Origin of the sequence: Sphingomonas sp. Leaf30 (genome assembly GCF_001422525.1) — a bacterium.
In the GTDB taxonomy this organism is placed as follows: Bacteria; Pseudomonadota; Alphaproteobacteria; order Sphingomonadales; family Sphingomonadaceae; genus Sphingomonas; species Sphingomonas aerolata.
This window is the reverse complement of the sequence record NZ_LMKZ01000017.1, coordinates 39,661-63,042: the sequence shown is the minus strand read 5'-3', so window position 1 is coordinate 63,042 and position 23,382 is coordinate 39,661. Positions and strand designations below refer to the sequence as shown.

The 23,382-nt window shown below is 65.9% G+C and carries 13 protein-coding genes; 5 read left to right on the top strand and 8 right to left on the bottom strand.

Annotated elements, in window-relative coordinates; genetic code table 11:
- Positions 1 to 48 precede the first annotated feature (48 nt).
- Genes ASE89_RS13340 through ASE89_RS13320 form a run of 5 tightly spaced genes read right to left on the bottom strand, consistent with a single transcriptional unit; the run spans position 49 to position 10,465 of the window.
- Positions 49 to 2,391 carry a GH92 family glycosyl hydrolase gene (locus ASE89_RS13340; RefSeq protein ID WP_056678651.1) on the bottom strand — a complete coding sequence of 781 codons (2,343 nt, stop codon included), beginning with the start codon at positions 2,389 to 2,391 and terminating at the stop codon, positions 49 to 51.
- Between the two features lie 22 nt (positions 2,392 to 2,413).
- On the bottom strand, positions 2,414 to 3,859 hold the full coding sequence (locus tag ASE89_RS13335) for a glycoside hydrolase family 125 protein (RefSeq protein ID WP_056678648.1): 1,446 nt from the start codon (positions 3,857 to 3,859) through the stop codon (positions 2,414 to 2,416).
- A complete protein-coding gene (locus ASE89_RS13330) occupies positions 3,856 to 6,213 on the bottom strand; it encodes a GH92 family glycosyl hydrolase (protein ID WP_056678644.1) in 2,358 nt (785 codons plus the stop codon). Before ASE89_RS13330 ends, ASE89_RS13335 begins: the two co-directional genes overlap by 4 nt.
- A complete protein-coding gene (locus ASE89_RS13325; protein WP_236701793.1) occupies positions 6,210 to 7,352 on the bottom strand; it encodes a glycoside hydrolase family 43 protein in 1,143 nt (380 codons plus the stop codon). The genes ASE89_RS13330 and ASE89_RS13325 overlap by 4 nt, the downstream gene beginning before the upstream one ends.
- 29 nt (positions 7,353 to 7,381) lie before the next feature.
- Positions 7,382 to 10,465 carry a TonB-dependent receptor gene (locus tag ASE89_RS13320; RefSeq protein WP_056678642.1) on the bottom strand — a complete coding sequence of 1,028 codons (3,084 nt, stop codon included), beginning with the start codon at positions 10,463 to 10,465 and terminating at the stop codon, positions 7,382 to 7,384.
- Between the two features lie 409 nt (positions 10,466 to 10,874).
- On the opposite strand from ASE89_RS13320, the gene ASE89_RS13315 reads away from it, so the two are divergent.
- A complete protein-coding gene (locus tag ASE89_RS13315; protein ID WP_056678639.1) occupies positions 10,875 to 13,223 on the top strand; it encodes a GH92 family glycosyl hydrolase in 2,349 nt (782 codons plus the stop codon).
- Here the strand turns inward: ASE89_RS13315 and rsgA are convergent.
- The 3 genes from rsgA to ASE89_RS13300 form a co-directional block, all read right to left on the bottom strand.
- A complete protein-coding gene (gene rsgA, locus ASE89_RS13310; RefSeq protein WP_056678635.1) occupies positions 13,220 to 14,218 on the bottom strand; it encodes a ribosome small subunit-dependent GTPase A in 999 nt (332 codons plus the stop codon). The two genes, ASE89_RS13315 and rsgA, sit on opposite strands and share 4 nt — an antisense overlap.
- Positions 14,219 to 14,413: 195 nt before the next feature.
- Positions 14,414 to 15,106 carry a VIT1/CCC1 transporter family protein gene (locus ASE89_RS13305; protein WP_056678632.1) on the bottom strand — a complete coding sequence of 231 codons (693 nt, stop codon included), beginning with the start codon at positions 15,104 to 15,106 and terminating at the stop codon, positions 14,414 to 14,416.
- Positions 15,103 to 15,639 (bottom strand): DUF3833 family protein, encoded by a 537-nt coding sequence (locus ASE89_RS13300; RefSeq protein ID WP_056678630.1) that lies wholly within the window; start codon positions 15,637 to 15,639, stop codon positions 15,103 to 15,105. The genes ASE89_RS13305 and ASE89_RS13300 overlap by 4 nt, the downstream gene beginning before the upstream one ends.
- Positions 15,640 to 15,885: 246 nt before the next feature.
- Here ASE89_RS13300 and ASE89_RS13295 point away from each other — a divergent pair, with 246 nt between their 5' ends.
- From ASE89_RS13295 to ASE89_RS13280, 4 genes are all read left to right on the top strand, one after another.
- Positions 15,886 to 16,383: an RNA polymerase sigma factor gene (locus ASE89_RS13295; protein WP_037532990.1), complete on the top strand. Its 498-nt coding sequence runs from the start codon at positions 15,886 to 15,888 to the stop codon at positions 16,381 to 16,383.
- On the top strand, positions 16,383 to 17,405 hold the full coding sequence (locus tag ASE89_RS13290; RefSeq protein WP_056678628.1) for a FecR domain-containing protein: 1,023 nt from the start codon (positions 16,383 to 16,385) through the stop codon (positions 17,403 to 17,405). Before ASE89_RS13295 ends, ASE89_RS13290 begins: the two co-directional genes overlap by 1 nt.
- Positions 17,406 to 17,544: 139 nt before the next feature.
- A complete protein-coding gene (locus tag ASE89_RS13285; protein WP_168427675.1) occupies positions 17,545 to 20,763 on the top strand; it encodes a TonB-dependent receptor in 3,219 nt (1,072 codons plus the stop codon).
- A gap of 138 nt (positions 20,764 to 20,901) precedes the next feature.
- The gene (locus ASE89_RS13280) at positions 20,902 to 23,367 is read left to right on the top strand and encodes a glycoside hydrolase family 95 protein (protein WP_056678622.1); all 2,466 of its coding nucleotides are present in this window, start codon (positions 20,902 to 20,904) and stop codon (positions 23,365 to 23,367) included.
- The last annotated feature ends 15 nt before the right edge of the window (positions 23,368 to 23,382 follow it).

The window sequence follows — 23,382 nt, the reverse complement described above, 5'->3', positions numbered from 1 at the left end:
CCCCGCGCCGCGCCCGGTGCAGCAGCACCCGGCGCGGCGCGGTCGCCCTCAAGCCCGCGTCGGGCGCGGTCCGGGGTGGTACGACGGCGGACGATCCGCCTTCGCCGTGCCGAAGCGTGACGGCTTGTCCCCCATCACGAAGGCGAGCTCGCCACCCTGGGCGAGGTCCGCGTGCCCGATCCAGTTCTTCGTCCAGGGCTTGCCGTTCCACCGCACCGACTGGACATAGGGCGCCTGCGGACCATTGCCCGACGCGGTGATCCTGAGCGTCTTGCCGCCGCCGAGCGCGACCTCCGCGGCGTCGAACAGCGGCGAGCCGAACACATAGACTGCGCTGACCGGATCGACCGGGTAGAGGCCGAGCGCGGAGAAGATGAACCACGCGCTCGTCTGCCCGCAATCGTCGTTGCCGATGACCCCATCGGGATCCGCCTTGTACATCTCGGTGCACAACCGCCGGACCATCGCCTGCGTCTTCCACGGCGCACCGGCATAGGCATACATGTACGCGGCATGCTGGTCGGGTTCGTTGCCATGCGCATATTGGCCGACCAGCCCCGAAATGTCGGGCGGCGCATTCTTGGGGAGCGTCGAGGGCGCGACGAACAGCGCGTCGAGTTTCTTCACGAACCCGGCATCCCCGCCGAACAGGTCGATCAGTCCATAGATGTCGTGCTGGTTGAGGAAGGTCGCCTGCCAGCCATTCGCCTCGGTATAATCGCGGTGCTTGTCGGGGTTGTGGCCAAGCTGGATCGGATCATAGTCCGCCCACCAGGTCCCGTCCGCGAAGCGCGGCCGCGCGAAGCCGATCTTCGGATCGATGACGTTGCGGTAGTTGAGGCTGCGTTTGCGCAACGCCTGCGCGTCGGCGGAGGCGCCCGCCGCGTCCGCGAGCACCGCCATCGCCCAGTCGTCATACGCATATTCCTGCGTCCGGCTGACCGATTCCCAGACCTTGTCGGCGGGGATGAAGCCGAGGTCGTAGTAATAACCGCGGCCGAGCGTGCTCTCCAGATCGCGAAAGCTGCGGTCGAACGCACGGCGGCGGATCTGCGGCCAGGCGGCGGCATAGTCCGCCTTTACGCCCTTCACGCACGCCTCGGCCAGCACCGACACCGAATGCCAGCCGATCATGCAGGCGGTTTCGACACCCTGGAGCGGCCAGACCGGCGAGCCCGCCGGGCTCTGGATCGTCTGGCGGACCAGATCGCGCGTGAACTGCGCGGCCTTGTCGGGCTGGACCAGATTGAGCAGCGGGTGCAGCGCGCGGTACGTGTCCCACAGCGAATAGGTGCTGTACGCGGTGTCGCCCGCTGCCGCTGTGTGCACCTTGCGGTCGAGCCCGACATAGCGGCCATCGCGGTCGGTGAAGAGCGTCGGCGACAGGAACGTGTGGTACAGCGCGCTCGCCATGATCGTGCGCTGATCGGGCGTGCCGCCCTCGACGCGGACACAGTCGAGCTGCGTCTGCCAGGTCCGCGCCGCCGCGCGCCGGACGCTGTCGAACTGCCAGCCAGGGGCCTCGCCCGCCAGCGCGGCCTTGGCGCCCGCGACGTCGACCGCGGAGATCCCCGTCTTGATCAGGATCGGCTCGCCGCCCGCCTGGTCGAAGAACAGCGCGACCTTCAGCCGGTTGCCGGTGATCGCCTTCGCGCCCGCGGGTGCCGGTGTGTCGTCGTCGCCGAAGAACTCGACTCTGTCGGGGCGGCGCGACAGCTGCATCGCGAAATGGATCCGCCGACCCTTCGCCCAGCGGTGGACGCGGCGGCTGCCGGTCAGCATGCCGTCGGGCGACAGCGCCAGCGATGCCTCGTCGATCAGCACGCCCTTGTCCCAGACGTCGAGGATCATGTGCGCGAAGTCGATCAGGATGTGCCCCGCGCCCTGCGGGAAGGTGTAGCGGTGATGCCCCGTCCGCTCGGTCACGGTCAGCTCGGCGAGCACGCCCGATTCGAGCTTCACGCGGTAATAGCCGGGCTCGGCCAGTTCGTCGGAGAAGCGCTGGCGATAGCCGTCCTGCGGCTTGTCGAGCGCACCGGGTTTCAGCTTGAGCGGCCCGCGCGTCGGCACGACGAGGACGTCGAGCATGTCGCCGATTCCCGTCCCCGACAGATGCGTGTGGCTGAACCCCATGATCGAGCCGTCATCCTGGTGATAGCCCGAGCACGCATCCCAGCGGCTGTTGTCGGTGTCGGGGCCGAGCTGGACCATCCCGAACGGCAGCGACGGCCCGGGATAGGTGTGGCCGTGGCCACCCGTGCCGATGAACAGATCGGGCTTGCCCGCGGTCGGGCGCTGGCCCTGCGCGGTGGCAGCGGCGGCGGGCAGCACGCCCGCAAGGCCGGCAAGCCCGGTTGTGGCGAGCACCTGGCGGCGGTTGGCGGTGGTCATGTGTCTCTCCCGTGGGTCCATGTCAGTAGCGCGCGGCGAGCAAGGCGGGCTTGCGGCGCTCGAGGTCGAGGATCAGTTCGCCGAACAGCCCGTTGGCCCAGGCGAACCAGCTGCGCGTGAATTTCGTCGGATCATCCTTGTGGAAGGATTCGTGCATGAAGCCCGTGCCGCCATGCGTCGTCTTCAGCCATGTCAGGCACTGGCGGATCACGGCGTCGTCATCGCTGTTCATCGCATGCGTGACGATCGACATCGGCCAGATCATGTCGAGGCCGATATGCGGCCCGCCGATCCCTTGCGCGGCCTTGCCCGCAAAGAAATAGGGGTTGCGGTCGCTCCAGGCGAGCGCGGCGGTGCGGCGGAACAGCGGGTCGGCGCGGTCCGCCGCGCCGAGCAGCGGCAGGCCCGACAGGCTCGGCACGTTGGCGTCGTCCATGAAGATCGCATTGCCGAAGCCGTCGACCTCATAGGCCCAGACCTCGCCCCCCTGCCCGTCGGGCATCCGGCCATGCGCGCGCAGCGCCGCCTCGACCTCGGTCGCCAGCGCCTCGCTGTCCGCCGCGCCCGCGGTATCGCCGCGCGCCTCGCGCTGGACCGTCGCCAGCATGCGCAGCGCCGACACTGCGAACAGGTTGGACGGGATCAGGAAGGGGTAGAGGCACGCATCGTCCGACGGACGGAACATCGAATGGATCAGCCCGACCTTGCGCGTCGGTGCGCCATAGCCTTCGAACATCAAGGTCTCGGTCGGCGAGACGTTCAACCGCTGGAAATGATACGGGCCCTTGCCGTCCTTGCGCTGCTGTTCGCGGAAGGTCGCGACCGCGCGGACCATCGCCTGCGCCCACAGGTCGTCGAACGGCGTCTTGTCGTGCGTCGCGGTCCAGTAACCGTGTGCGAGCCGCATCGGGTAGCAGAGCGAGTCGATCTCCCATTTCCGCTCGGCGACGCCCGGCTTCATCTCGGTCTGGTCGGTCCGCGCGCCCAGGTTCGATTTCGCGGTCGGATCGTCCATGAACGCGTTGGCGTACGGGTCGATCAGGATACAGCGCGCCTGGCGTGCGATCAGCCCGACAAAGACGCGGCGCAGCCCCGCATCCTTGGGCGCGAGATGGACATAGGTCTGCATCTGCGCCGAGCTGTCGCGCAGCCACAGCGCCTCGATATCGCCGGTGATGACGAACGCGTCGGGCTTGCCGTCGACCATGCCCAGCCGGACCGTGGTGTCGAGCGTGTTGGGGTAGCAATTCTCGAACAGCCAGGCGAGTTCGGGGTCGGCGATCTTCGCCTTCACGCGCGCGATCTCGGCCTCGACTGCGGCGCTGACGAAGCGACGCTCGCCACGCGGCGGGCGCTTGCTCGCCAGCGGCGCGGCGACCGCCCCGCCGGGCAACGCCGTCGCCAGTGCGAGCGCCGCCGCGCCGGTCATCACGTCGCGGCGGCGGGGGGTGAAGCGCGCGTCGCTCATGGCTTGGCCACCGGTGCGCTCATCGAGAAGGGCGCAGCACTGCTCGCCGCCCCCCATTTCCGGTTCGGCGTCGGCCCCATCACGAAGCGCAGCGTACCGCCCTTCTGCAGCGCCTCGCGCGTCAGCCACGGCTTGTCGTGCGGCGTCCCGTTGAAGCTCGCCGACTGGATATAGACATTGCCCGGCCCGTTGTTCGCCGCCTCGATCGTCAGCCTCTTGCCGCCCGGCATCGTCAGTTTGACGGTGCGGAACAGCGGGCTGCCGATCGCATATTGGCCGACCGCGGGCGTGACCGGATAGAAGCCGAGCGCGGAGAACACGTACCAGGCCGAGGTCTGGCCGTTGTCCTCGTCGCCTGGATAGCCGTCGGGCGTCGGCGCGTAGAGCTTCTTCATCACGTCGCGGACATGATATTGCGTCTTCCACGGCGCGCCTGCCCAGTCATAGAGATAGGGCATGTGCTGGATCGGCTGGTTGCCATGCGCATATTGGCCCATGTCGACGATCTGCATCTCGCGAATCTCGTGGATCGTCTGCCCGTAATAGCTGTCGTCGAAGATCGGCGGCGTGGTGAACACCGAATCGAGCCGCTTCACGAACGCCTCCTTGCCCCCCATCAGGTCGGCGAGCCCCTGCACGTCCTGCATCACCGACCAGCTGTAATGCAGCGCATTGCCCTCGGTGAACGCGTCGCCCCATTTATACGGGTTGAAGGGGGTCGACCAGCTGCCGTCCTGGTTGCGCCCACGCATCCACCCGCTCTGCGTGTCGTAGAGCTTGCGGTAATTCTGCGCGCGCGCGGCATAGAGCTTGGCATCCTCGGTCTTGCCGAGCGCGCTCGCCAGCCGCGAGATCGAGAAGTCGGCGGTCGCATATTCGAGGCTGCGCGCGGCATTCTCATTGATGCCGACGTCATAGGGCACATAGCCCAGCCGGTTGTAATATTCGACGCCCTCGCGCCCGACCGCGCCGACGACCTCGCCCTTCTTGTCGACCGGGCGCCCTTGCGAGGTCGTCGCATTCTTGACCATCGCCTCGTACAGCGTCTCGACGTCGAAACCGCGCACGCCGTTCAGATACGCGTCGGCGATCAGGTTCGCCGAGTTCGACCCGATCATCACGTCGCGGTGGCCGGGGCTTGCCCATTCGGGCAGCCAGCCGGACTCCTTGTAGGTGTTGACCAGCCCCTGCATGATCTCGCTGTCGCGCTCGGGATACATCAGCGCGAAGAACGGGAAGACCGCGCGCCAGGTGTCCCAGAAGCCGTTGTCGGTATAGAGAAAGCCCGGATGCACCTTGCCGTCATACGGACTGTAATGGACCGTCTGACCCTTGGCATCGACCTCGTGGAACATGCGCGGGAACTGCAGCATGCGGTACAGCGCCGAGTAGAAGGTGCGCCGGTTGTCGATGTCGGGATCGCTCACCTCGATCCGGTCGAACTCGCGCTGCCAGACCGCCTTTGCCTTGGCCTTGGTCTGCTCGAAGCCGTCGCCGCCGATCTCGCCGCGCAAATTGCGCTCGGCCTGGTCGAGGCTGATGAACGACGATGCGACCTTGACGCCGACCTGCTCGCCCTTGCGCGTCTTGAAGCTGACGACCGCGCCGACATGATCGCCCTCGCGCACCGGCGTCGCGGCGATCTGGCCGTTGTCGTCCCAGGTCCGACTGACGGTGAAGGCGTGGTCGAATTCGGCGACGAAGTAATTGTGGAAATTGCCCGGCACGCCGCCGTGATTGTTGCGGACATAGCCGGTGATCCGGCGCCTGGCTGTGTCGACCGACACCATCGATCCGCCCGCATAGCCGTCGAGGATGATGTGCGCGTCGTCGCTTTCGGGGAAGGTGAAGCGGAACTGCGCGGCGCGGTTGGTCGGCGCGACCTCCGCGGTCACGTCGTAATCGGCGAGATAGACCTTGTAGCTATAGGGCCGGCTCTCCTCGGCCTTGTGGCTGTACCACGAGGCGCGTTCGTCCGCCTTGACCTTCAGCGCGCCGGTCGTCGCCATCAGCGCGAACGCGGCATAATCGTTCATCCAGGGGCTGGGCTGGTGCGTCTGCTTGATGCCGTTGATCTTGTTGCCGTCATAGGTGTAGCCCCAGCCGCTGCCGGGCTTGCCCGTCACCGGTGTCCAGAAGTTCATCCCCCACGGTACCGCGACCGCGGGATAGGTGTTGCCGTAGGACAGCGTATAGTCGGAGTCGGTGCCCATCAGCGGGTTGACGAGGTCGACCGACGGCTGCGCGTCGGCGCTGGCCGCAGCCTGTGCCGACAGCGGCACCGGTGCGACGAGCGCGATCGACGCGACCGCCGCCACCGTGCCGCGCAATGCGGCGATTACCCTGTGTCTCACATCGCTCTCCCAGATGAATGTTGGTCGCGCCCTGAAGCGGTTGGCCCGGCGGTTGACCCGGCACGGATCGGCCGCGGCGCGACGCCGGTATCGGTCATGACGACGGGCTCGATCGTACCGTCGGCGGCAAAGACCATGCGGTCGACCGCGATCTGCCGGTGTTCGCCGCGATCGGTGTCGAGCGGCCGCCGGTGATAGGCGATGTACCAGTCGTCGGTGCCGGGCACGTTGACGACCGAATGATGCCCCGCGCCGCGCGCGATGCGCAGGTCCTGCGACAGGATCTTGCCCTTCGGCGTGAACGGCCCGGTCGGGCTCGGCGCAGTCGCATAGGCGACGCTATAGTCCGGGCCGGTCCACCCGCCCTCCGACCACATCAGATAATAGACGCCGCGACGCTCGATCATGAACGACCCCTCGACATAGCCGGGGGGCGTGATCTCCTTGAACATCGTCCCGTCGGGAAACGGCAGGACGCGCTTCAGGTCGGGGCTCAGCCGGACGACGTTGCAATGCTTCCACCCGCCGTAGAAGAGGTAGACCTGCCCGTCGCGATCCCGGTACGCGAACGGGTCGATCGGCTGCGCACCATTGTGGAACGCGCCGACCAGCGGCTTGCCCAGCGCATCCCTGAACGGACCGCCCGGCGTCGCGCTGACCGCGAGACCGATGCCGCCGAGCTCACCATCGCTCTGGATGTCGTTCGCGCTGAAGAACATGTAATAGCGCCCGTTCGCCTGGAGCACCGACGGCGCCCAGATCGCATAGGCGGCCCAGCCCGCATCCTGCACGTCGAACACGCGGCGATGCTTTGTCCAGTGCACCAGGTCGGGCGAGGAAAACGCGTCGAAGAAGGTCTGCATGCCATAGGACGGGCGGACCGTCTTGCGCAGTCGGGCGGCCTTTTGCGCGGGCGTGAAGCGGCTCGGCGCTACGGGCTTTCCGGCATGGTCGGAATAGGTCGGGTAGATCCAGTATTGCCCCGCGAATACGCGGATCTCGGGATCGGCATACCAGCCCGGCACGATCGGGTTGGACGCGGTCGCCGCGCCGCAGGCGAGCAGCCCCGCCAGCGTCAGCGCCCGGCGCAGGACGCGGGGATATCTATCAAAAAAACGGTGGCTCCGCGAAGGAGCCACCAGGGGAGAGGAAGGTTTTGGCCCCGCCATCAGAAGTTGAACGACACGCCGACATAGGCGCGGCGCCCGAAGTAATTCCGATAGACGAAGCGATCCTTGGTATCGTTGCCGAGATGCTGGCTCTCTTCCGACTTGGTCAGGTTGATGATCGAGGCGGTGATGTTGAGCCGGTCGGTCAGCGCATAGGCGGCGTTGAGATCGACCTGTTCGTATGGGCTGGTATAGACGTTCAGCCCCGACTGGAGCCCGCCGACGACCTCGCCGCGGCGGTTGTACGACGCGCGGACCAGCACCTTGCCATGTTCATAGAAGACCGAGGCGTTCATCTGCGTCTTCGCGCTCCCGACCAGCGCGGACGAGCCGACCGACTGGCCGTCGAGCGTCACGTCGGCGACCGACGTGTCGTTATAGGTGAAGTTGACCTGCGCACCCAGCCCGAAGGACAGCGTGTGCTGCGCATAGAGCTCGACACCCTGCGACCGCGCGTTGGATCCGTTCGCGACCGTCGAATAGGGCTGGATCAGCACCTGTTCGCCCGCCACCTCGCGCGTGACGTTCAGCACCAGCGGCACGACGAAATCGGACACGTCCTTGCGGAACAGCGTCGCGCCCAGCACCGAGCCGCGATGGAAATACCATTCGATGCCGGCGTCATACTGCCATGCCGAGAACGGGTTGAGTTCCGAATTGCCGCCGCTGCCCGACCAGCCCTCGAATTCGCCGAACTGGCCGCGGTCGAACGCATATTCGGGCGAGCGATAGGTCAGCGACCGTTCGGACCCGAGATTGGCGAAGGACGGCCGTGAGATGACCTTGGCGACCGCACCGCGGACGAGCAGGTCCGGGGTGATCTCGTACGAGATGTTGAAGCTCGGCAGCCAGTCGGTGTAGGTCTTGGTCTGGTCGGCCCGCGTGTTGACGATCGTCTCGCGGACGCTCAGCGGCAGGACCTGGCAATTGCCGTCCGCGCCCAGCGGGCGGTTCGGATCGAACGACCCGTTCGGCCCGTTGACGCAATAGTCGTTCAGATACTGGAGCCGGTCGGACGTGTTGCCCGACTGACGCGTATTGGCCATGCGCACACCGATATTGCCGCGCAGGCCGCCGGTGCCGAAGTTCGCCTGGGCGTACCCCGCGAACACGCGCTCACCCAGATCATAGACGAAGTCGCGCTCGTTGACGCGGACCGCGTCGCCATAGGTCGCGTTCAGATAGCTCAGATATTTGTCGAAATTGATCCCCGGCACGACGTTGGCGTTGAACCCGCCGTTGATGTTGCCGATCGGATTTTCATAGAAGAATTCGGGCCGCGCGACCGCGCCCGCCGCGGTATCCTGATAGCGGATCTCGTTGGCCGCATCGGCATACCATTCATTGCGTCCGGTCTCGCGGTGGATGCTCAGGTCACGCCATTTGCCGCCGATCTGCACCGACTTCAGGAACCCGTCGAACCGTCGCGTCAGGTCGAGCTGGAGATACCGCTGCGCCAGGTCGCTGTTCGTGAAGCTCGAATTGGTCGATCCGACGTCGATCTGCGCGATGCCGTTGCGGATGTTCTGCTGCAATTCGGGCGAGAAGGTGAAATCGGCGATGCCGTTCGAAATGTCCCAGTTGCTGACCAGGTTGCCGTTCTGCTCCTGGCCGGGGATCGTCAGCCGCGGCTTGGAGGCGACGCTGAACCGCGTCGACGGGCCGCCGCTCGACTTGGTCTTGCCGAGTTTCAGCACCGCGTCGAACCGGTCCTGGCTGTACTTCACTTCGGTTTCGAACGTGTTCGAGACCTGCTTTTCGCGGCTGTACGTGCCGCCGATCTGCGGCGTCTCCATCGTGCACGGGGTCGCACGAGCGAGACAGCCCGTCCCCGCCGCCGGGACCGCGAAATTGGCCGACTGGAAGATCGTCCCGCTCTTGTCGAGCGTCGCGCCGGTGAAGAAGTCGTTATAGCCCCATTCGGGGATCTTCAGGTTATTGGCAGTATAGTCACTGCTGTAGCCGAAGCGGAAATAGTTCGACGTGACCGTGACATTTTCGAACGGACGGAACTGCGCGGTCGCCTGGATGCCATAGCGTTCGCGTTCCTGGTCGAACACCTGCGCATTGACCGACTGCGGCGCCCAATAGCCCGAATAATGCGTGCCGTCGCGCGCGGTCGTGCCCTGCCCCGGCCAATAGGAGATTGCGTCGTCATTGGCGAAGGGCTTGCCGTTGACGTCGGTCGCGGGCGTCAGGACATTGCCCTGCGCATCGCGGTCGCTCCACCACAGCCAGCTTTCCGAGCTGCTGCGCAGTTCGCGGTTGGTCCGCTTCTGCCACACGCCGCCGACCAGCAGGCCGAACGTCTCGTCCTCGTTCTTCCACGACAGCTGTCCGCCGAGCTGCGGCTCGAACTTCTCGGTGGTGTCCGAATAGGTGCCCTCGGTCGAGACGAAGCCCGACCAGGCCGGGACGTCGAACGGCTTGCGCGTGTTGAGGATGATCGTGCCGCCGACGCCGCCTTCTTCCAGCCGTGCCTCGGGCGACTTGTAGACCTCGGTGCTGGCGATAAAGCTCGACGGCAGCAGGACATAGTTGAATGACCGCTGTGGATCGCCGCTGTCCGCGCCGGCCAGGAAGTTGCCGTTGAGCAGCGTCAGCGTCAGGTCGGACTGGAGCCCGCGGATGCTGACCCGCGCGCCTTCGCCGCCGTCGCGCGTGATGACGACGCCCGGCACGCGCTGCAACGCGTCGGCGACGTTCTTGTCGGGGAACTTGCCGATGTCCTCGGCGGTGATGACGTCGACGAACGCATTGGCTTCGCGCTTCTGGTTCAGGCTCTTCTCGATCGAGCGGCGATAGCCGGTGACGACGATATCCTGCTCACCCGCGACGGCCGACGCGGTGTCCGCCGTCTGGCCCGAGGGCGCGGTCGCCGTCGATGCGGGCGTTACCGCGTCGGGCGTTCCGGTCGTGTCGCCGGTCTGCGGTGTCGCGGCGGCAGCGGGCAATGGCGGCGCCGCCTCCTGCGCGTGCGCCGTCCCGGCCAGCGCCGCGCTCAGGCTTGCGCCCGCGAGCAGAAACCGCAGCGCGCGGCGGCGATGCGACGGAACGGCATATATTGTCTTGGTTGCGCTCATCAGACTTCCCCTTTTCGGCGTGCGGGACGTCCTTGCCCCCTCACGTCTCCCTGCCGATCGCGTGCCTGCCCCCGTATTCGGGTGGGACGTCCGGTTCATCGGATCGTCACGGTACGTCGTCTTTGCTTGCCTATTTGCCAATTATAAAAGTAAATTGTCAAATGGATTATGCGGAGCAGATTTATGCCGTTTCGGTCTCAACATTCGCAACATTCGCCGCGGCTCGGAACTTGGCCGAACCGGCACTAAACCTGCCGGGCGGTTCGCCGGCGGCGCGCCGTCTTGCCAAATCGCCCCGCAAACTGAATGCTGTCGTCTTTAACTCGGCCGGTATCAGCACCCGGCCTTGCCGCTCCGGCCCCAGACTCCGGAGCCCCTTCCCCTCCCAGACCGGGTGACCGCCATGCCAATGCCCAAGCGTCTCTGCCTCGCCGGATCGGCGCTCGCCCTGCTCGCCGTGTGCCCCGCCCCCGCCCTCGCCCAGACCGCGCCGCGACCGAGCGACTCGGTCGATCCGCTGATCGGCACCGGTGGTGAGGGGCATACCTTCCCCGGCGCCGTCGCGCCGTTCGGCATGGTCCAGCTCTCGCCGGACACCGACACCTCCTGCGTCCTCCGCGACTGCTATCCGCACGCCGCGGGCTATCGCTACGACGACCCGACGATCGTCGGCTTCAGCCACACCCATTTCTCCGGCGCCGGCCATTCGGATCTCGGTGACGTGCTGGTCATGCCCGTCGCCGGCGACGACGTGCCGATGGACCCGGGAACGCCCGCCGCCCCCGGCTACCGATCGCGCTTCTCGCACGCCACCGAAACCGCGAAGCCCGGCTATTACGCCGTCACGCTCGCCGATCGCGGCATCCGCGCCGAGATGACGGCCGGCTCACGGGTCGGCGTGCACCGCTACAGCTTTCCCGCAGGCAAGGCGGCGCATCTCGTTCTCGACCTCCGCTCGTCACTCTACAATTACCCCGGCAAGATCCTGTGGTCGGGGCTGCACCTACGCGACGACGGCGTCCTGACCGGCTTTCGCGAAATCCGCGGATGGGCCCCCGGGCGCAAGCTCTTTTTCGCGATGCGCTTCTCCGCCCCCCTGACCGGCCACGCGCTCGTCAACCGCGAGACCGCCATTCCCTACAAGGGTTTCCAGGGGCCGGGCCGCGACAGCGACGCGCTCGCCGAAAAGCTCGGTCAAGCGCTCGAGGCCCGTCTCGATTTCGGCGTCCTGACCAAACCGCTCGAGGTGAAGGTCGGGATTTCGGGCGTCGACGAAGCCGGCGCGCTCGCCAATCTCGACGGTGAAGCGGGCGGCTTCGACGATATCCATGCGCAGACACAGGCCGCCTGGGACACCGCGCTCGGCGCCGTCACGTTCGAGGCCGAGGCACCGATGCGCCGCATCTTCGCCACCGCCCTCTACCACAGCCTGCTCGCGCCCAGCATCTGGAGCGACCGCGACGGCCGCTATCGCGGGCCCGATGACCAGATCCACCAGGCGACCGATTTCACGGTCCGGTCGACCTTCTCGCTCTGGGACACGTTCCGCGCCGAACACCCGCTGCTGACCCTGATCCAGCCGGAAAAGACGAACACCGACATCGTCCGCTCGCTGCTCGCCAGCCAGACGCACAGCCCCGACGGCATCCTCCCGGTCTGGCAGTTCGCCGGGCGCGAGACGTGGACGATGATCGGCTATCACGCCGTACCCGTCATCGCCGATGCCTATATGAAGGGAATTGGCGGCTTCGATGCCAATGCGGCGCTGGACGCGATGGTCGTGAGCGCCGACCATGCCAGCTATGGCGGTCTCGGCGAGTATATCGCGCGGGGCTATGTGCCGATCGACAAGGAACCCGAAGCCGCCTCCAAGACCGTCGAATATGCCTATGACGACTGGACGATCGCGCGAATGGCGCGAAAACTCGGCCGGTCGGATATCGCCACGCGCTTCGAGAAGCGGGCCGGCAACTGGCGCAACAGCTTCGACGCGTCGTCGGGCTGGCTCCGCGCGCGAAAGACCGACGGACAGTTCCGCACCCCCTTCGACCCGACCGCAATCAACTACGGCTCCGACTATACGGAGGGCAATGCGTGGCAATATAGCTGGTTCGTACCGCAGGATCAGGCGGGGCTCTTCCGCCTGCTGGGCGGCGACGCCAAGACGATCCGGAAGCTCGACGCGATGTTCGATTTCGACCTGTCGAAGATCGACTACAGCCATGCGGAGGACATCGCCGGGCTGATCGGCCAGTATATCCACGGCAACGAGCCGAGCCATCATGTCGCCTATCTCTACAGCTATGCCGGAGCACCCTGGCGTACACAGGAGCGGCTGGGGCAGATCGTCGCCAGCCAATATGCCGACACGCCGGCGGGATTGAGCGGCAACGACGATCTCGGACAGATGTCCGCCTGGCTCGTGTTCACCGCGCTAGGCTTCTATCCGGTCGCACCGGGCGCGAACGAATATGTCATCGGCCGCCCCTTCCTGCCCAAGGCGACGCTGATGCTGCCCGGCGGCAAGCAGTTCGTGATCAGCACGGACAATTTCTCGACCGCCAATCGCTACGTCCAGTCGGTCACCCTGAACGGCCGGCCCCTCACCCGCACCTATCTCCGCGATGATGAGATCCGGCAGGGCGGCGACTTGCGGTTCGTGATGAGCGCCCGGCCGAACCGGCAATGGGGAAAGAGCGCATCGTCGCGCCCGTTCTCGACCTCTACCGCGGTTTCAAGCTCCCCAACACGGCGCTAGCGAGAGCGCCGTCGGGAGGTGCGTGCGGTGGCGGCGGCCTCGCCCGCTTCCAGCGCACGCCAGCGCGCAAAGCGTTCGGGCGTCAAAGTGCCCGCGTCGATCCCCGCGCGCACCGCACAGCCCGGCTCGCCGCCGTGCGCGCAGTTCGAGAACCGGCACTCCTGCGCTGCGAGGGTAAAGTCATCGAACACTTCCGCGATGCCCGCGGCCGCGTCGGACAATTGCAATTCGCGCATGCCCGGCAAATCGAGCAGCCAGCCGCCCTGATCGAGTCGGTGCATCTGGCGCACCGTCGTCGTATGCCGCCCCGTCCCGTCATGTTCGCGGATCGCCTGGGTGGCGATACTGGCGGATCCGCGCAACGTGTTGACGAGCGTCGACTTGCCGACGCCCGACGACCCCAGAAAGGCGACGGTCTTGCCAATACCGCACCAGGCGGCGAGCCGCGCCACAGCGCCAGGTTCGCGGCCGTCGACGGTCTCGACGATCAGCCCGGGCTCAATCGCGCGAACCGCGTCCACATAGGTCTCGGGCACGTCCGTCAGGTCGATCTTGGTGAGGATCACGACCGCATCGACCCCGACCTCGCGTGCCAGGACGAGATAGCGCTCAAGCCGCGCAACGCTGAAATCCTGGTTGCACGACGCGACGAGGAAGACCGTGTCGACATTCGCGGCGATCATCTGCTCACCGCGCGGATCACCCGGCGCACGGCGCTTGAACAGGTTCTTGCGACCGAGCACACGCAGCGCCTGCGCCCTGTCCGCGCTGGTCAGCAGCCAGTCGCCGACGGTCGGGTGATCGTCCGACGGCGTGGCACCGGCGATATAGGGCGACAGATCGCCCGCCCAGCCCGCCCCTGTCACGGCGATCTGGCCGCGGTGGACGGCCATGACCCTGGCGCGGTGACAATAAGCGGCTTCGGCGGTCGAGACCTGGCTCTCGAAATGTGCGTCCCAGCCAAGCTGTTCCAGGGTCTGATCAGCAGAATCCATAAGGGTGCAGCAGCATCTTTCCTTGTGGGCCGATCCCCGGCCCTTCCGTCTACGATCCGGTCGTATACGCCGATAGGAGGCGGTTACCAGTCGCACCCACGATCAAAAACGCTGGCTATTCGGCCTCGTATGTCGAAGCCGCCGCGCTCGCATTCAGGCGAGCCGCGGAAATCCGTACCCGATTGGGGCCAGGTATCAGACCGCGCGACCCACGAGATGCCCGATCGCGGCCGTCGCGGCCATCGCCGCCGCACCCCAGAACAGGACGCGAAGCGCCGGGCGCCACGGGCTTGCGCCGCCTGTTCGCGCCCCGACGATGCCCAGCAGCGCGAGGAAGACCAGAGTCGCTGCCGTCACCGCTAGCAGCCGGTGTGGCGCAGGCGTCAGGATGGCCACCAGCAGCGGCGGTATCGCGCCGACGACGAAGCTGACAGCGGACGCGAATGCCGCCTGGAGCGGGCGGGCCATGACGATTTCGGAGATGCCAAGTTCGTCACGGGCATGCGCGCCGAGCGCATCATGCGCCATCAATTGCCGCGCGACCTCGCTCGCGATCGTCGCATCGAGACCGCGCGCCACGTAGATCTGCGCGAGCTCGTCATGCTCATGCGCCCAGTCGCTGGCGAGTTCGCCGTGCTCGCGCGCCAGATCGGCAGCCTCGCTGTCGGCCTGCGAACTGACCGACACATATTCGCCCGCGGCCATCGACATCGCCCCCGCGACCATAGCCGCCGCGCTGGCCACGAACACGGCGCCGGTCGTTGCGCCCGACGCGGCGACGCCCGCGATCAGGCTCGCGGTCGACACCATCCCGTCATTTGCGCCGAGCACCGCGGCACGAAGCCAGCCGCTCCGCGATACAAGGTGACGTTCGCGATGCGCGCTCATGGCAGTATCCTGATGGTTTCGCCGAGTGTCGCCACCGTCATGCCGAGCTTGCGGACGATCAGCCGGTTCTGCGCGACCCGGGCACCGGGTGACAGCGTCAGCCACTGATCGACCATCATGCCGCCGCGCATACGAAAGGCCAGATGCAGGCGATTGCCGAACGCCTCGCCCGTCACCGGTCCGGACGCGTCAGTCAGCGTGCCCGTGTAGCGCCCGTGCCCGAGCGGAACGATCCGCCATTGCCGATCGCGCGGCGGCTTGCCCTGTTGCTCGATATGCTGGTCCAGGATCAAGGTGCCGTCGGGAGCGACGCGACCGACGCTCGCGACATGCGTCCGGACCGGCGCCCGAAATGCGATCTTGAGCACGCCCGTCCCGTCCAGCCGCCCGGCGAAGAACCGTTCGGCGACAAAGGCCGGTTGCGCGGCGATCGACGCGGTGCTCGGCCCACCCGCGCAGGCGCACGGCAGCAGCGCAAGCGGCACTGCAACGAAAGTCGTCAGACGGGGAACCGGGATCATCCTCTGCTTCATCGCCATCCTCGTCGTCGCATGCGCCGCAGGGCTCTCAGTCCGCGGTCACGCTCTCGCGCCAGGACGTTGCGTTCGGCCGTTCTCGCCGAGCTGGCAATATGTATCTACCCACCCCGCCCGCGGTACGCGCTGCTGATCGTGGAGCTGCCTGACGAACTCCATAACCAAAGCGGCTTTTTAAACTGTGCACATCGCGCCCCTACCCGTCTATCTAACATGATGAAGCATAGGCCTCCGGCCGGCGCGATGCCGGGACGCGATCTGTCGGCGGTCATGGAACGCATGCGGCCGGCGCTCATGGCGTTCTTCGTCCGTCGTCTCAGTGATCCCGTGCAGGCGGAAGATCTGATCCAGGATCTTTTCATCCGCATGGCGACGATGAGGGGGCCGGCCACCGACAATCCCGAAGGCTATATCTTCCAGGCAGCCGCCAACCTGTTGCGCGATCAATATCGACGTGATGCGACCAGGTACCGATATCAGCAATCACGAGCGACCGATGCTGACCTTGGCGTTGATCCGATCGACGCCGAGCGGTTGCTGTCCGCGCGGCAGAGCGTCGGGTGCGTCGCGCGCACGCTGGGCGGCCTGCCTGACCGGACTCGCCAAATTTTCATTCTCTACCGATTGGAAGGCATGCAGCGTAAGGCGATCGCCGATGCGTTCGGCATTTCCGTGAGCGCGGTCGAGAAACATATCGCGAACGCAATGCGCGCGCTGCTTGCCGCCATGGGAGACTCGTAATGACTGCGCCGCAATCCGATGCGGACACCGTCATCGACTGGTGCCTGCGGTTGTCCGACGGGGCCTTGTCTCCAAAGGAGCGCACCGACCTGCACGCGTGGTTGGCCGACGACCCGCGCCGGGGCGAGCGCCTGGGCGCAGCGCTTGCCGCCTGGGACGCGGTTGAGGAGAAGGCCGACGCTCCCGAGATGCTCGCGCTACGCCGCGAAGCCCTCGGTGCCGTACATCGCGCGGGGCAGCGTCGCTGGATCCGGACGCCGATGGTGTCCCGACCTGTGGCTTGGGCGATCGCGGCTGTGCTCCTGCTTGCGCTTTCGCTGGGCTCGCTGGCGTGGCGCCACGGCGGCCGCGACGAATATCGCACCGCGATCGGTGAGCGACGTGTCATCGCGCTGGCCGATGGCTCGCGTCTGTCGCTCGACGCCGACAGCATGGTCACGGTCGCCTTCAGCCCGCAACGCCGCGACATCATCCTTGAGAAGGGCCGCGCGCGCTTCAAGGTCGCAAAGGATCCGCTGCGCCCGTTCGCCGTACGCAGCGGGCGCAACGTGGTGATCGCAACCGGGACCGAGTTTTCCGTCGAAAGGCTCAGCCGCGAAGTCCGGGTCGCGCTGTTCGAGGGTCGGGTCGCGGTGTTGCGTGATACCCCCCAGGGGCAGATGAACGAGGTCGTCCGGCTGGGTGGGCACCAGCTGACCGCAGAGCGCGCGCTGACCCCGGGGCATGAGATCGGCCTGCCGATATCGGGGTTCGTCGGATCCGTGAACTCATCGATCGGAAACGACGGCTGGGGCGCGGAGCAGGTGAGTTTCACGTCGGAGACACTCGTCGCCGCCGCCGAACGCATGAACCGCTATGCCCAGCGCCGCCGGATCATTGTCGATCCGGGTGCCGCGGACATTCGCGTCAGCGGGGTCTTCAACAATGGCGACGTCGATGCCTTTGCCGACGCAATCGCCACAACCTTCCCGGTCGATGCTGCCGTTGACGGCGAGGCGATCCGCTTGAGCCGCCGTCGCTGAAACGGAGATAAAGCGAAATTATAAGATAATTTTCGTAATGAAGTGAGTGTTCGACACCCTCGCACGTCACAAAAGTATAACAGAGGAAGAGGGGCGATCGATGATGTTAAGGGACCGACGAATTCTTTGCGTAAGCTGCGTGGCAATCGCTACGGTGATGGCGGTCTCTCCGGCACAGGCGCAGCGGGTGGTTCGCGTCGACATCAAGGCCCAGCCACTCGGCCCGGCGCTGCGGTTGCTCGGCCGCCAGATGCACGTGCAGATGGTGTTCGACGAAACCCTCCTCGCCAACCGCGTATCCCCGACAATCAGCGGTTCGATGACGCCGGACGTGGCGATCGACCGGCTCCTGCAGGGCAGTGGTCTCGTCACGTCGCGAACGGGACAGGGCGTCTATGTGATCGCACGCCCCGTCGCGCTGACGCGCGTGGCAATGACGGGGTCTCAATCACGGGTTTTGCCGCAACGCCCGGCGAACCAGCCCGACACGGAACAGGACGACACGACGGGTCCGACGCCGCCTGGTGGCGACATCGTCGTGACGGGATCGCGCATCCGGTCGAAAAATCTCGTCGAAACCGCGCCGGTGACCAGCGTCAGCCAGGCGGACATCAAGCTGCAGGCAGCCTTCAGCGTCCAGGAGGTGCTGAACCGCGTTCCGGCGATCAAGAACAATGACACCAATCTATCGAACGGCAACGGGCGCCAGCAGTTCGATTTTCACGGCCTCGGGACGAACCGGACGCTCACGCTGATCGATGGTCAGCGGATCGGTGTCACCGAAGGCATCGATGCGTCCGTCGTACCGGTCGGACTGATCGAGCGCGTCGACCTTCTGACCGGCGGCGCATCTGCCGTCTATGGCTCGGACGCTATCGGCGGCGTGGTGAACTTCATCCTCCGCAAGGATTTCGAGGGCGTCAACGCGAACGTCAATTACGGCTTCTACAACGCCGACAATCGCGACAACATCGCCGCGCAGGCTGCGCGTGTCGCAGGCTTCGCCGTGCCTAGCGGCATGGCCAATGATGGCGGCCGGTTCGACGCCAATATAAGCATGGGCAAGAATTTCGCCGGCGGCCGCGGCAACATCTCGCTTTTCGGGGCCTATAGCCAAGTCGAGCCTGTCTTGGCGTCGTCGCGATCGTTTTCCGTCTGCCCGATCACCTTGTCGGGGCAGTCGGTCGTCTGCGCCTCACCGTCCTCGGCAACGCCGGCGGGCTATTTCCAGGCGCTGTCCGGGCCGGCGCAGGATGGCTCCGTCCTCACGAACGCGGCGGGTGGGGGTCGCGAATTCGTCCCGTTCACGGGGGCCAACGGCTACAACTACAACGACAGCTTCTATTTCCAGCGCGAGAACAAGCGATACAACGGCGCCGTCTTCCTCAACTACGAGGTTTCCCCCGCGCTGCAGCTCTATGCAAACGGGCTCTATCTGAGGTCCGAGTCGCGGAGCCAGTCGGATCCCGCCACGATCCAGCCCGGCTCGATCCCCTATGACATCAACTGCGACAACCCGCTTCTATCACAACAGCAGGCAGGGGCTTTGTGCGGTACTGCCGCGGGGACGGCAACGAACGTCCGCACCGATGTCCGCTACCGCTTTACCGACGCGCAGTCGACGCTGTCGTCCAACGAGATCTATCGCGCGGTGGCGGGGTTTCGCGGCGATCTGGGCAGCGCATGGCATTATGACGTAGGCGGCGTTTATTCGACCACGCTCTATCGCCAGCAACAGCTCGGCCGCATCGACCCCGCCAAGGTCGCCACCGCACTGCAGGTGGTCGACGTCAACGGCACGCCGACCTGCGCCGCGGTGGTCAATGGATCCGACCCGAGCTGCGTCCCGCTCGACATCTTCTCCACCAACGGGCCCAGCGCCGCGGCCGTCGACTATCTGTCATTCGCGCAAGGCGGCGGCGTGTTCCGCGAGCGGTATGAGCAATGGGTGGGCAATGCCAACGTCACCGGCGACCTCGGCGAATATGGCATCAGAAGCCCGTTTTCGACCAAGGGCATCAACATCGCGGTTGGCGGGGAATATCGGTCGAGCGGCTATCGTTCGCGCCCCGACGCCGCCTATCAGGATGCGTTCGGGTCGACGCCCTCGACATTGTCCAACAACGCGGTCGACCTCTACGGTGAGATCAACGTGCCGCTGGTCAGCGACCGCCCCCTGATCCGCGACCTGAGTATCGGCGCCGCGATCCGTGGATCGAAATATTCCGGGGTCGAACGGGTGCGGTCGACGTACAAGATCGACGGCAGCTGGCGGCCGATCGAGGACCTGCTGTTCCGGGCGAGCTACAACAAGGCAACCCGCGCACCGAGCATCTACGAACTCTCGTCGAACGCCAACGCCAGTTACGGTGTGCTCGACACGAACACGCTGGGCGATCCGTGCGCAGGGACGAGCCCCGTTGCCAGCCGCGAGGTCTGCGCAAGCACCGGCGTGACCGCCGCACAATATGGCGCGATCCAGCAATGTCCGGATTTCCTGTGCACTGTCCGCAACGGTTCCGAAGGTCTGGTGACGCCCGAAGTCGCGCACACCTACACCTACGGCCTCGTCCTGACGCCCCGCGTGTTGCGCGGTTTTTCCGCGACCGCCGATTATTACAGCATCGAGATCCAGAACGGCATCGGCTATTACCGCGCGATCGACTTTCTGCAGACCTGCGCGAACACCGGCTATGATTTCTTCTGCGGACAGCTCAAGCGCAACGCCGACGGGACGCTATTCAGCAACGCCGGAGCAGCAACGGGCTATATCAACCAGGGATACAGCAACCTTGGCCGAACGAATGCCCGCGGGTTGAACTTCTCTGCCAATTACGACACGCGGATGGGCAACTGGGCGCGGTTCTCCACCAGCTATGTCGCGACGCTGCAGACCGCCAAGGGCGGTGATCTCGGCCTCCCCGACACCGACTTCAACGTGGTCGGGCTGTTCGGGCCCTATGCCGGGCAGGGCTATCGCCGGTATCAGCACAATTTCCGGTTTACGCTCAGCTCCCCCGAAGCTGCGCAGACCCAGGCGCTGGTCTCGGTCAACTGGAGGCATAATTCGGGGCTGAAGAACTCGCGTCTCGACGGAAATCCGATTTTCGGCGAGGACGATCCGAACGTGCCGGATGCGTATAAGTATCTGCCGGCCTATGACGTGTTCGACCTGAGCGGGAGCGTCACCGTATCGCGGGCGTTGACGCTGCGACTGGTCGTCAACAACGTGCTCAACCGGGCGGCGCCGGTTCGTCCCAGCCCCCCGCTTGAGGCGGCGGAGCGCGTCAACACCTCGCCTTCGGTCTACGATGCGCTTGGCCGGTCTATCAACATCGGGGCGACCCTGGATTTCTAGGGCCGTAGCCAGGCATGGCGGCGCCACCGGACGCGCCGCCATGCGGGAAGGGAAAGCATGACGGGTCAACCACCGGGCGTCGCCGACGCATTCGCCAGCGTATCACGTCGCCGCGTCATGGCAGCAGGGACCGGTTCCATGTTTGCGGGTCTCTTCACGGGGCTGGGCGCCGCCGAAGCCAACGCCCCCGGTGTGGACGAGCGCCACCGGATTGCGGCGGCCGAGCCCGCGAGCGAGTGGCTGCTCGGGCACCCCGTGGGTAACGGCCGGCTCGCCGCGATGATGGGCGGCGGGGTCGTACGCGACATATTGTCGCTCAATCACGATACATTGTGGAGCGGCCAGCCCGACGTGAGCGGCGATCAGGGCGATGCTGATCCTCGAAACCGGGACGCACTCGCGGCGGTGCGCCGCGCCGTGTTCGCCGATGATCTGGTCAGTGCCGATCAACTGAGCCATGCTCTCCAGGGGCCATTCAGCGCGAGCTATGCCCCGATGGCGGATCTCCACCTCGAGATGGATCATCGCGAAGCCCCGCAGGACTATTGCCGGACGCTCGACCTTGATCGCGCGGTTGCATCCGTCACGTATCGCTCTGGCGGGACAGGCTTCGGCCGCGACCTGTTCGCCTCGCACCCCGATGGCGTGATCGTGCTGCGCCTTACCGCGGATAGACGCGGCATGATTGATTGCCGCCTGATACTGACGAGCAAGCTGCGCGCGACGGCGACGGCTACCGCACAATCAGGCAGCAACCAGATAACCCTGCTCGGCAAGGCGCCGACGCAGAGCGAGCCCGATTATCGCGACGTTCCCGACCCCATTCTATATTCGGATAGCCCTCGTCAGGGCATGGCCTTCGCGACGGTCCTGTCGGTCGAAGCAGATGGCGGCACGATCACCGCGTCGGAGGGCGCGCTGCACATCCGCGGCGCCACAACCGCGATCGTCCGCATCGCCGCCGCCACAGGGTTTCGCCGCTTCGACCTCGCGCCCGACACACCGGTCGCCGCGGTCCGCGCTTCGGCCGAACGCGACCTCGCGGCTGCCAGACGTCATGACTATACGACACTAGTAAAGCGTCACGTCAGCGATCATCAGGCGCTCTACCGCCGCGCCTCGCTCGAACTCAACGGCACGATCGGGGACGGCGATACACCGCGTGCCGAACGCCTGTTCCAGCTCGGCCGCTATCTCCTCATCGCCAGTTCCCGTGCCAATACGATGCCCGCCAATCTTCAGGGCGTGTGGAATGCCGCGGTGCGCCCGCCTTGGAGCTCGAACTACACCACCAACATCAATCTCCAGATGAACTATTGGGCCGCCGAGACCTGCAATCTCGCAGACTGCCATTTTCCGCTGATCGATCACATCGAGCGGCTCGCGGTCACCGGCGCGCGCACCGCGCGGCAATTCTACGGAATGCCGGGCTGGTGTGTGCATCATAACAGCGATTTGTGGGCGATGAGCAACCCCGTCGGTGAGGGCGTCGGCGATCCCAATTGGGCGAACTGGCCGATGGCCGGCCCGTGGCTGGTGCAACATGTCTGGGAACATTACCGCTTCAGCGGCGACCGCGACTTCCTCAAGGCGCGGGGCTTTGCGTTGATGCGCGGCTGCGCAGAATTCTGTGCGGCATGGCTGGTTCGCGACCCGCGAAGCGGCCTTTTCACGACCGCGCCGTCAATCTCGCCCGAGAATCTGTTTCTGACCGCCACAGGCAAGTCCGCCGCAATTTCGGCAGGTTGTACGATGGACCTGGCGCTGATCCGTGAATTGTTCACGAACTGCATCGCGGCAATGGCGGTTATCGGTGACGTCGACGGGCTGACGGCGCGCCTCACTGGGTTGCTCGAGCAGCTCGAACCCTATCGCGTCGGCCGATATGGCCAACTTCAGGAATGGGCGACCGACTTCGCCGAGCAGGACCCGGGCCACCGGCACATTTCGCATCTCTATCCGCTCTATCCCGGCGATGCGATCGACCCCGTCCGGACGCCCGCGCTCGCCCGGGCTGCGCGCGCGTCGATTGCGCGCCGCGAGGCGCATGGCGGTGCCAGCACGGGCTGGAGCCGTGCATGGGCGACCGCGGTCTGGGCCCGGCTGGGTGACGGCGCGCAGGCCGGGCGATTGCTTTCCGCGTTCATCGCCAACAGCGTCGCAGCGAACCTGCTCGACACGCATCCGGCAAAGCCACGGCCCGTATTCCAGATCGATGGCAATCTGGGCATCACCGCGGCGATCGCGGAGATGCTGCTACAGAGCCGCGAAACCGAGATCGCGCTGCTGCCTGCGGTCCCCCCGCAATGGACCAGCGGTCGCGTCGTCGGGCTCCGCGCGCGGGGCGGTCACGAGGTTGCGATCGCGTGGAGCGATGGCCATGTCGACGCGACGGTAATTGCCGGCGACACGCGCCTTTCGGTCCGATTGCCGTCAGGGTTCGAATCGCTCAAGATTGTTCACCGGGGGACGATCGTCCGGTTCGAGCAGGATGCACAGTCTATCACGTTCGAGACTGTGAAGGGCCGACGCTACGACGTCGCGCTACGCAGAACCGCTCCGGGCGCCGCCACCAGCACGCCACGCGAGAGCGATGCCACATGACCCGAAACGTTCCAG

Coding starts and splice junctions, on each gene's coding strand:
- ASE89_RS13340 (WP_056678651.1), bottom strand. CDS start 2,391: ATGACCACCGCCAACCGCCGCCAGGTGCTCGCCACAACCGGGCTTGCC.
- ASE89_RS13335 (WP_056678648.1), bottom strand. CDS start 3,859: ATGAGCGACGCGCGCTTCACCCCCCGCCGCCGCGACGTGATGACCGGC.
- ASE89_RS13320 (WP_056678642.1), bottom strand. CDS start 10,465: ATGAGCGCAACCAAGACAATATATGCCGTTCCGTCGCATCGCCGCCGC.
- ASE89_RS13315 (WP_056678639.1), top strand. CDS start 10,875: ATGCCCAAGCGTCTCTGCCTCGCCGGATCGGCGCTCGCCCTGCTCGCC.
- rsgA (WP_056678635.1), bottom strand. CDS start 14,218: ATGGATTCTGCTGATCAGACCCTGGAACAGCTTGGCTGGGACGCACAT.
- ASE89_RS13305 (WP_056678632.1), bottom strand. CDS start 15,106: ATGAGCGCGCATCGCGAACGTCACCTTGTATCGCGGAGCGGCTGGCTT.
- ASE89_RS13300 (WP_056678630.1), bottom strand. CDS start 15,639: ATGAAGCAGAGGATGATCCCGGTTCCCCGTCTGACGACTTTCGTTGCA.
- ASE89_RS13295 (WP_037532990.1), top strand. CDS start 15,886: ATGCCGGGACGCGATCTGTCGGCGGTCATGGAACGCATGCGGCCGGCG.
- ASE89_RS13290 (WP_056678628.1), top strand. CDS start 16,383: ATGACTGCGCCGCAATCCGATGCGGACACCGTCATCGACTGGTGCCTG.
- ASE89_RS13280 (WP_056678622.1), top strand. CDS start 20,902: ATGTTTGCGGGTCTCTTCACGGGGCTGGGCGCCGCCGAAGCCAACGCC.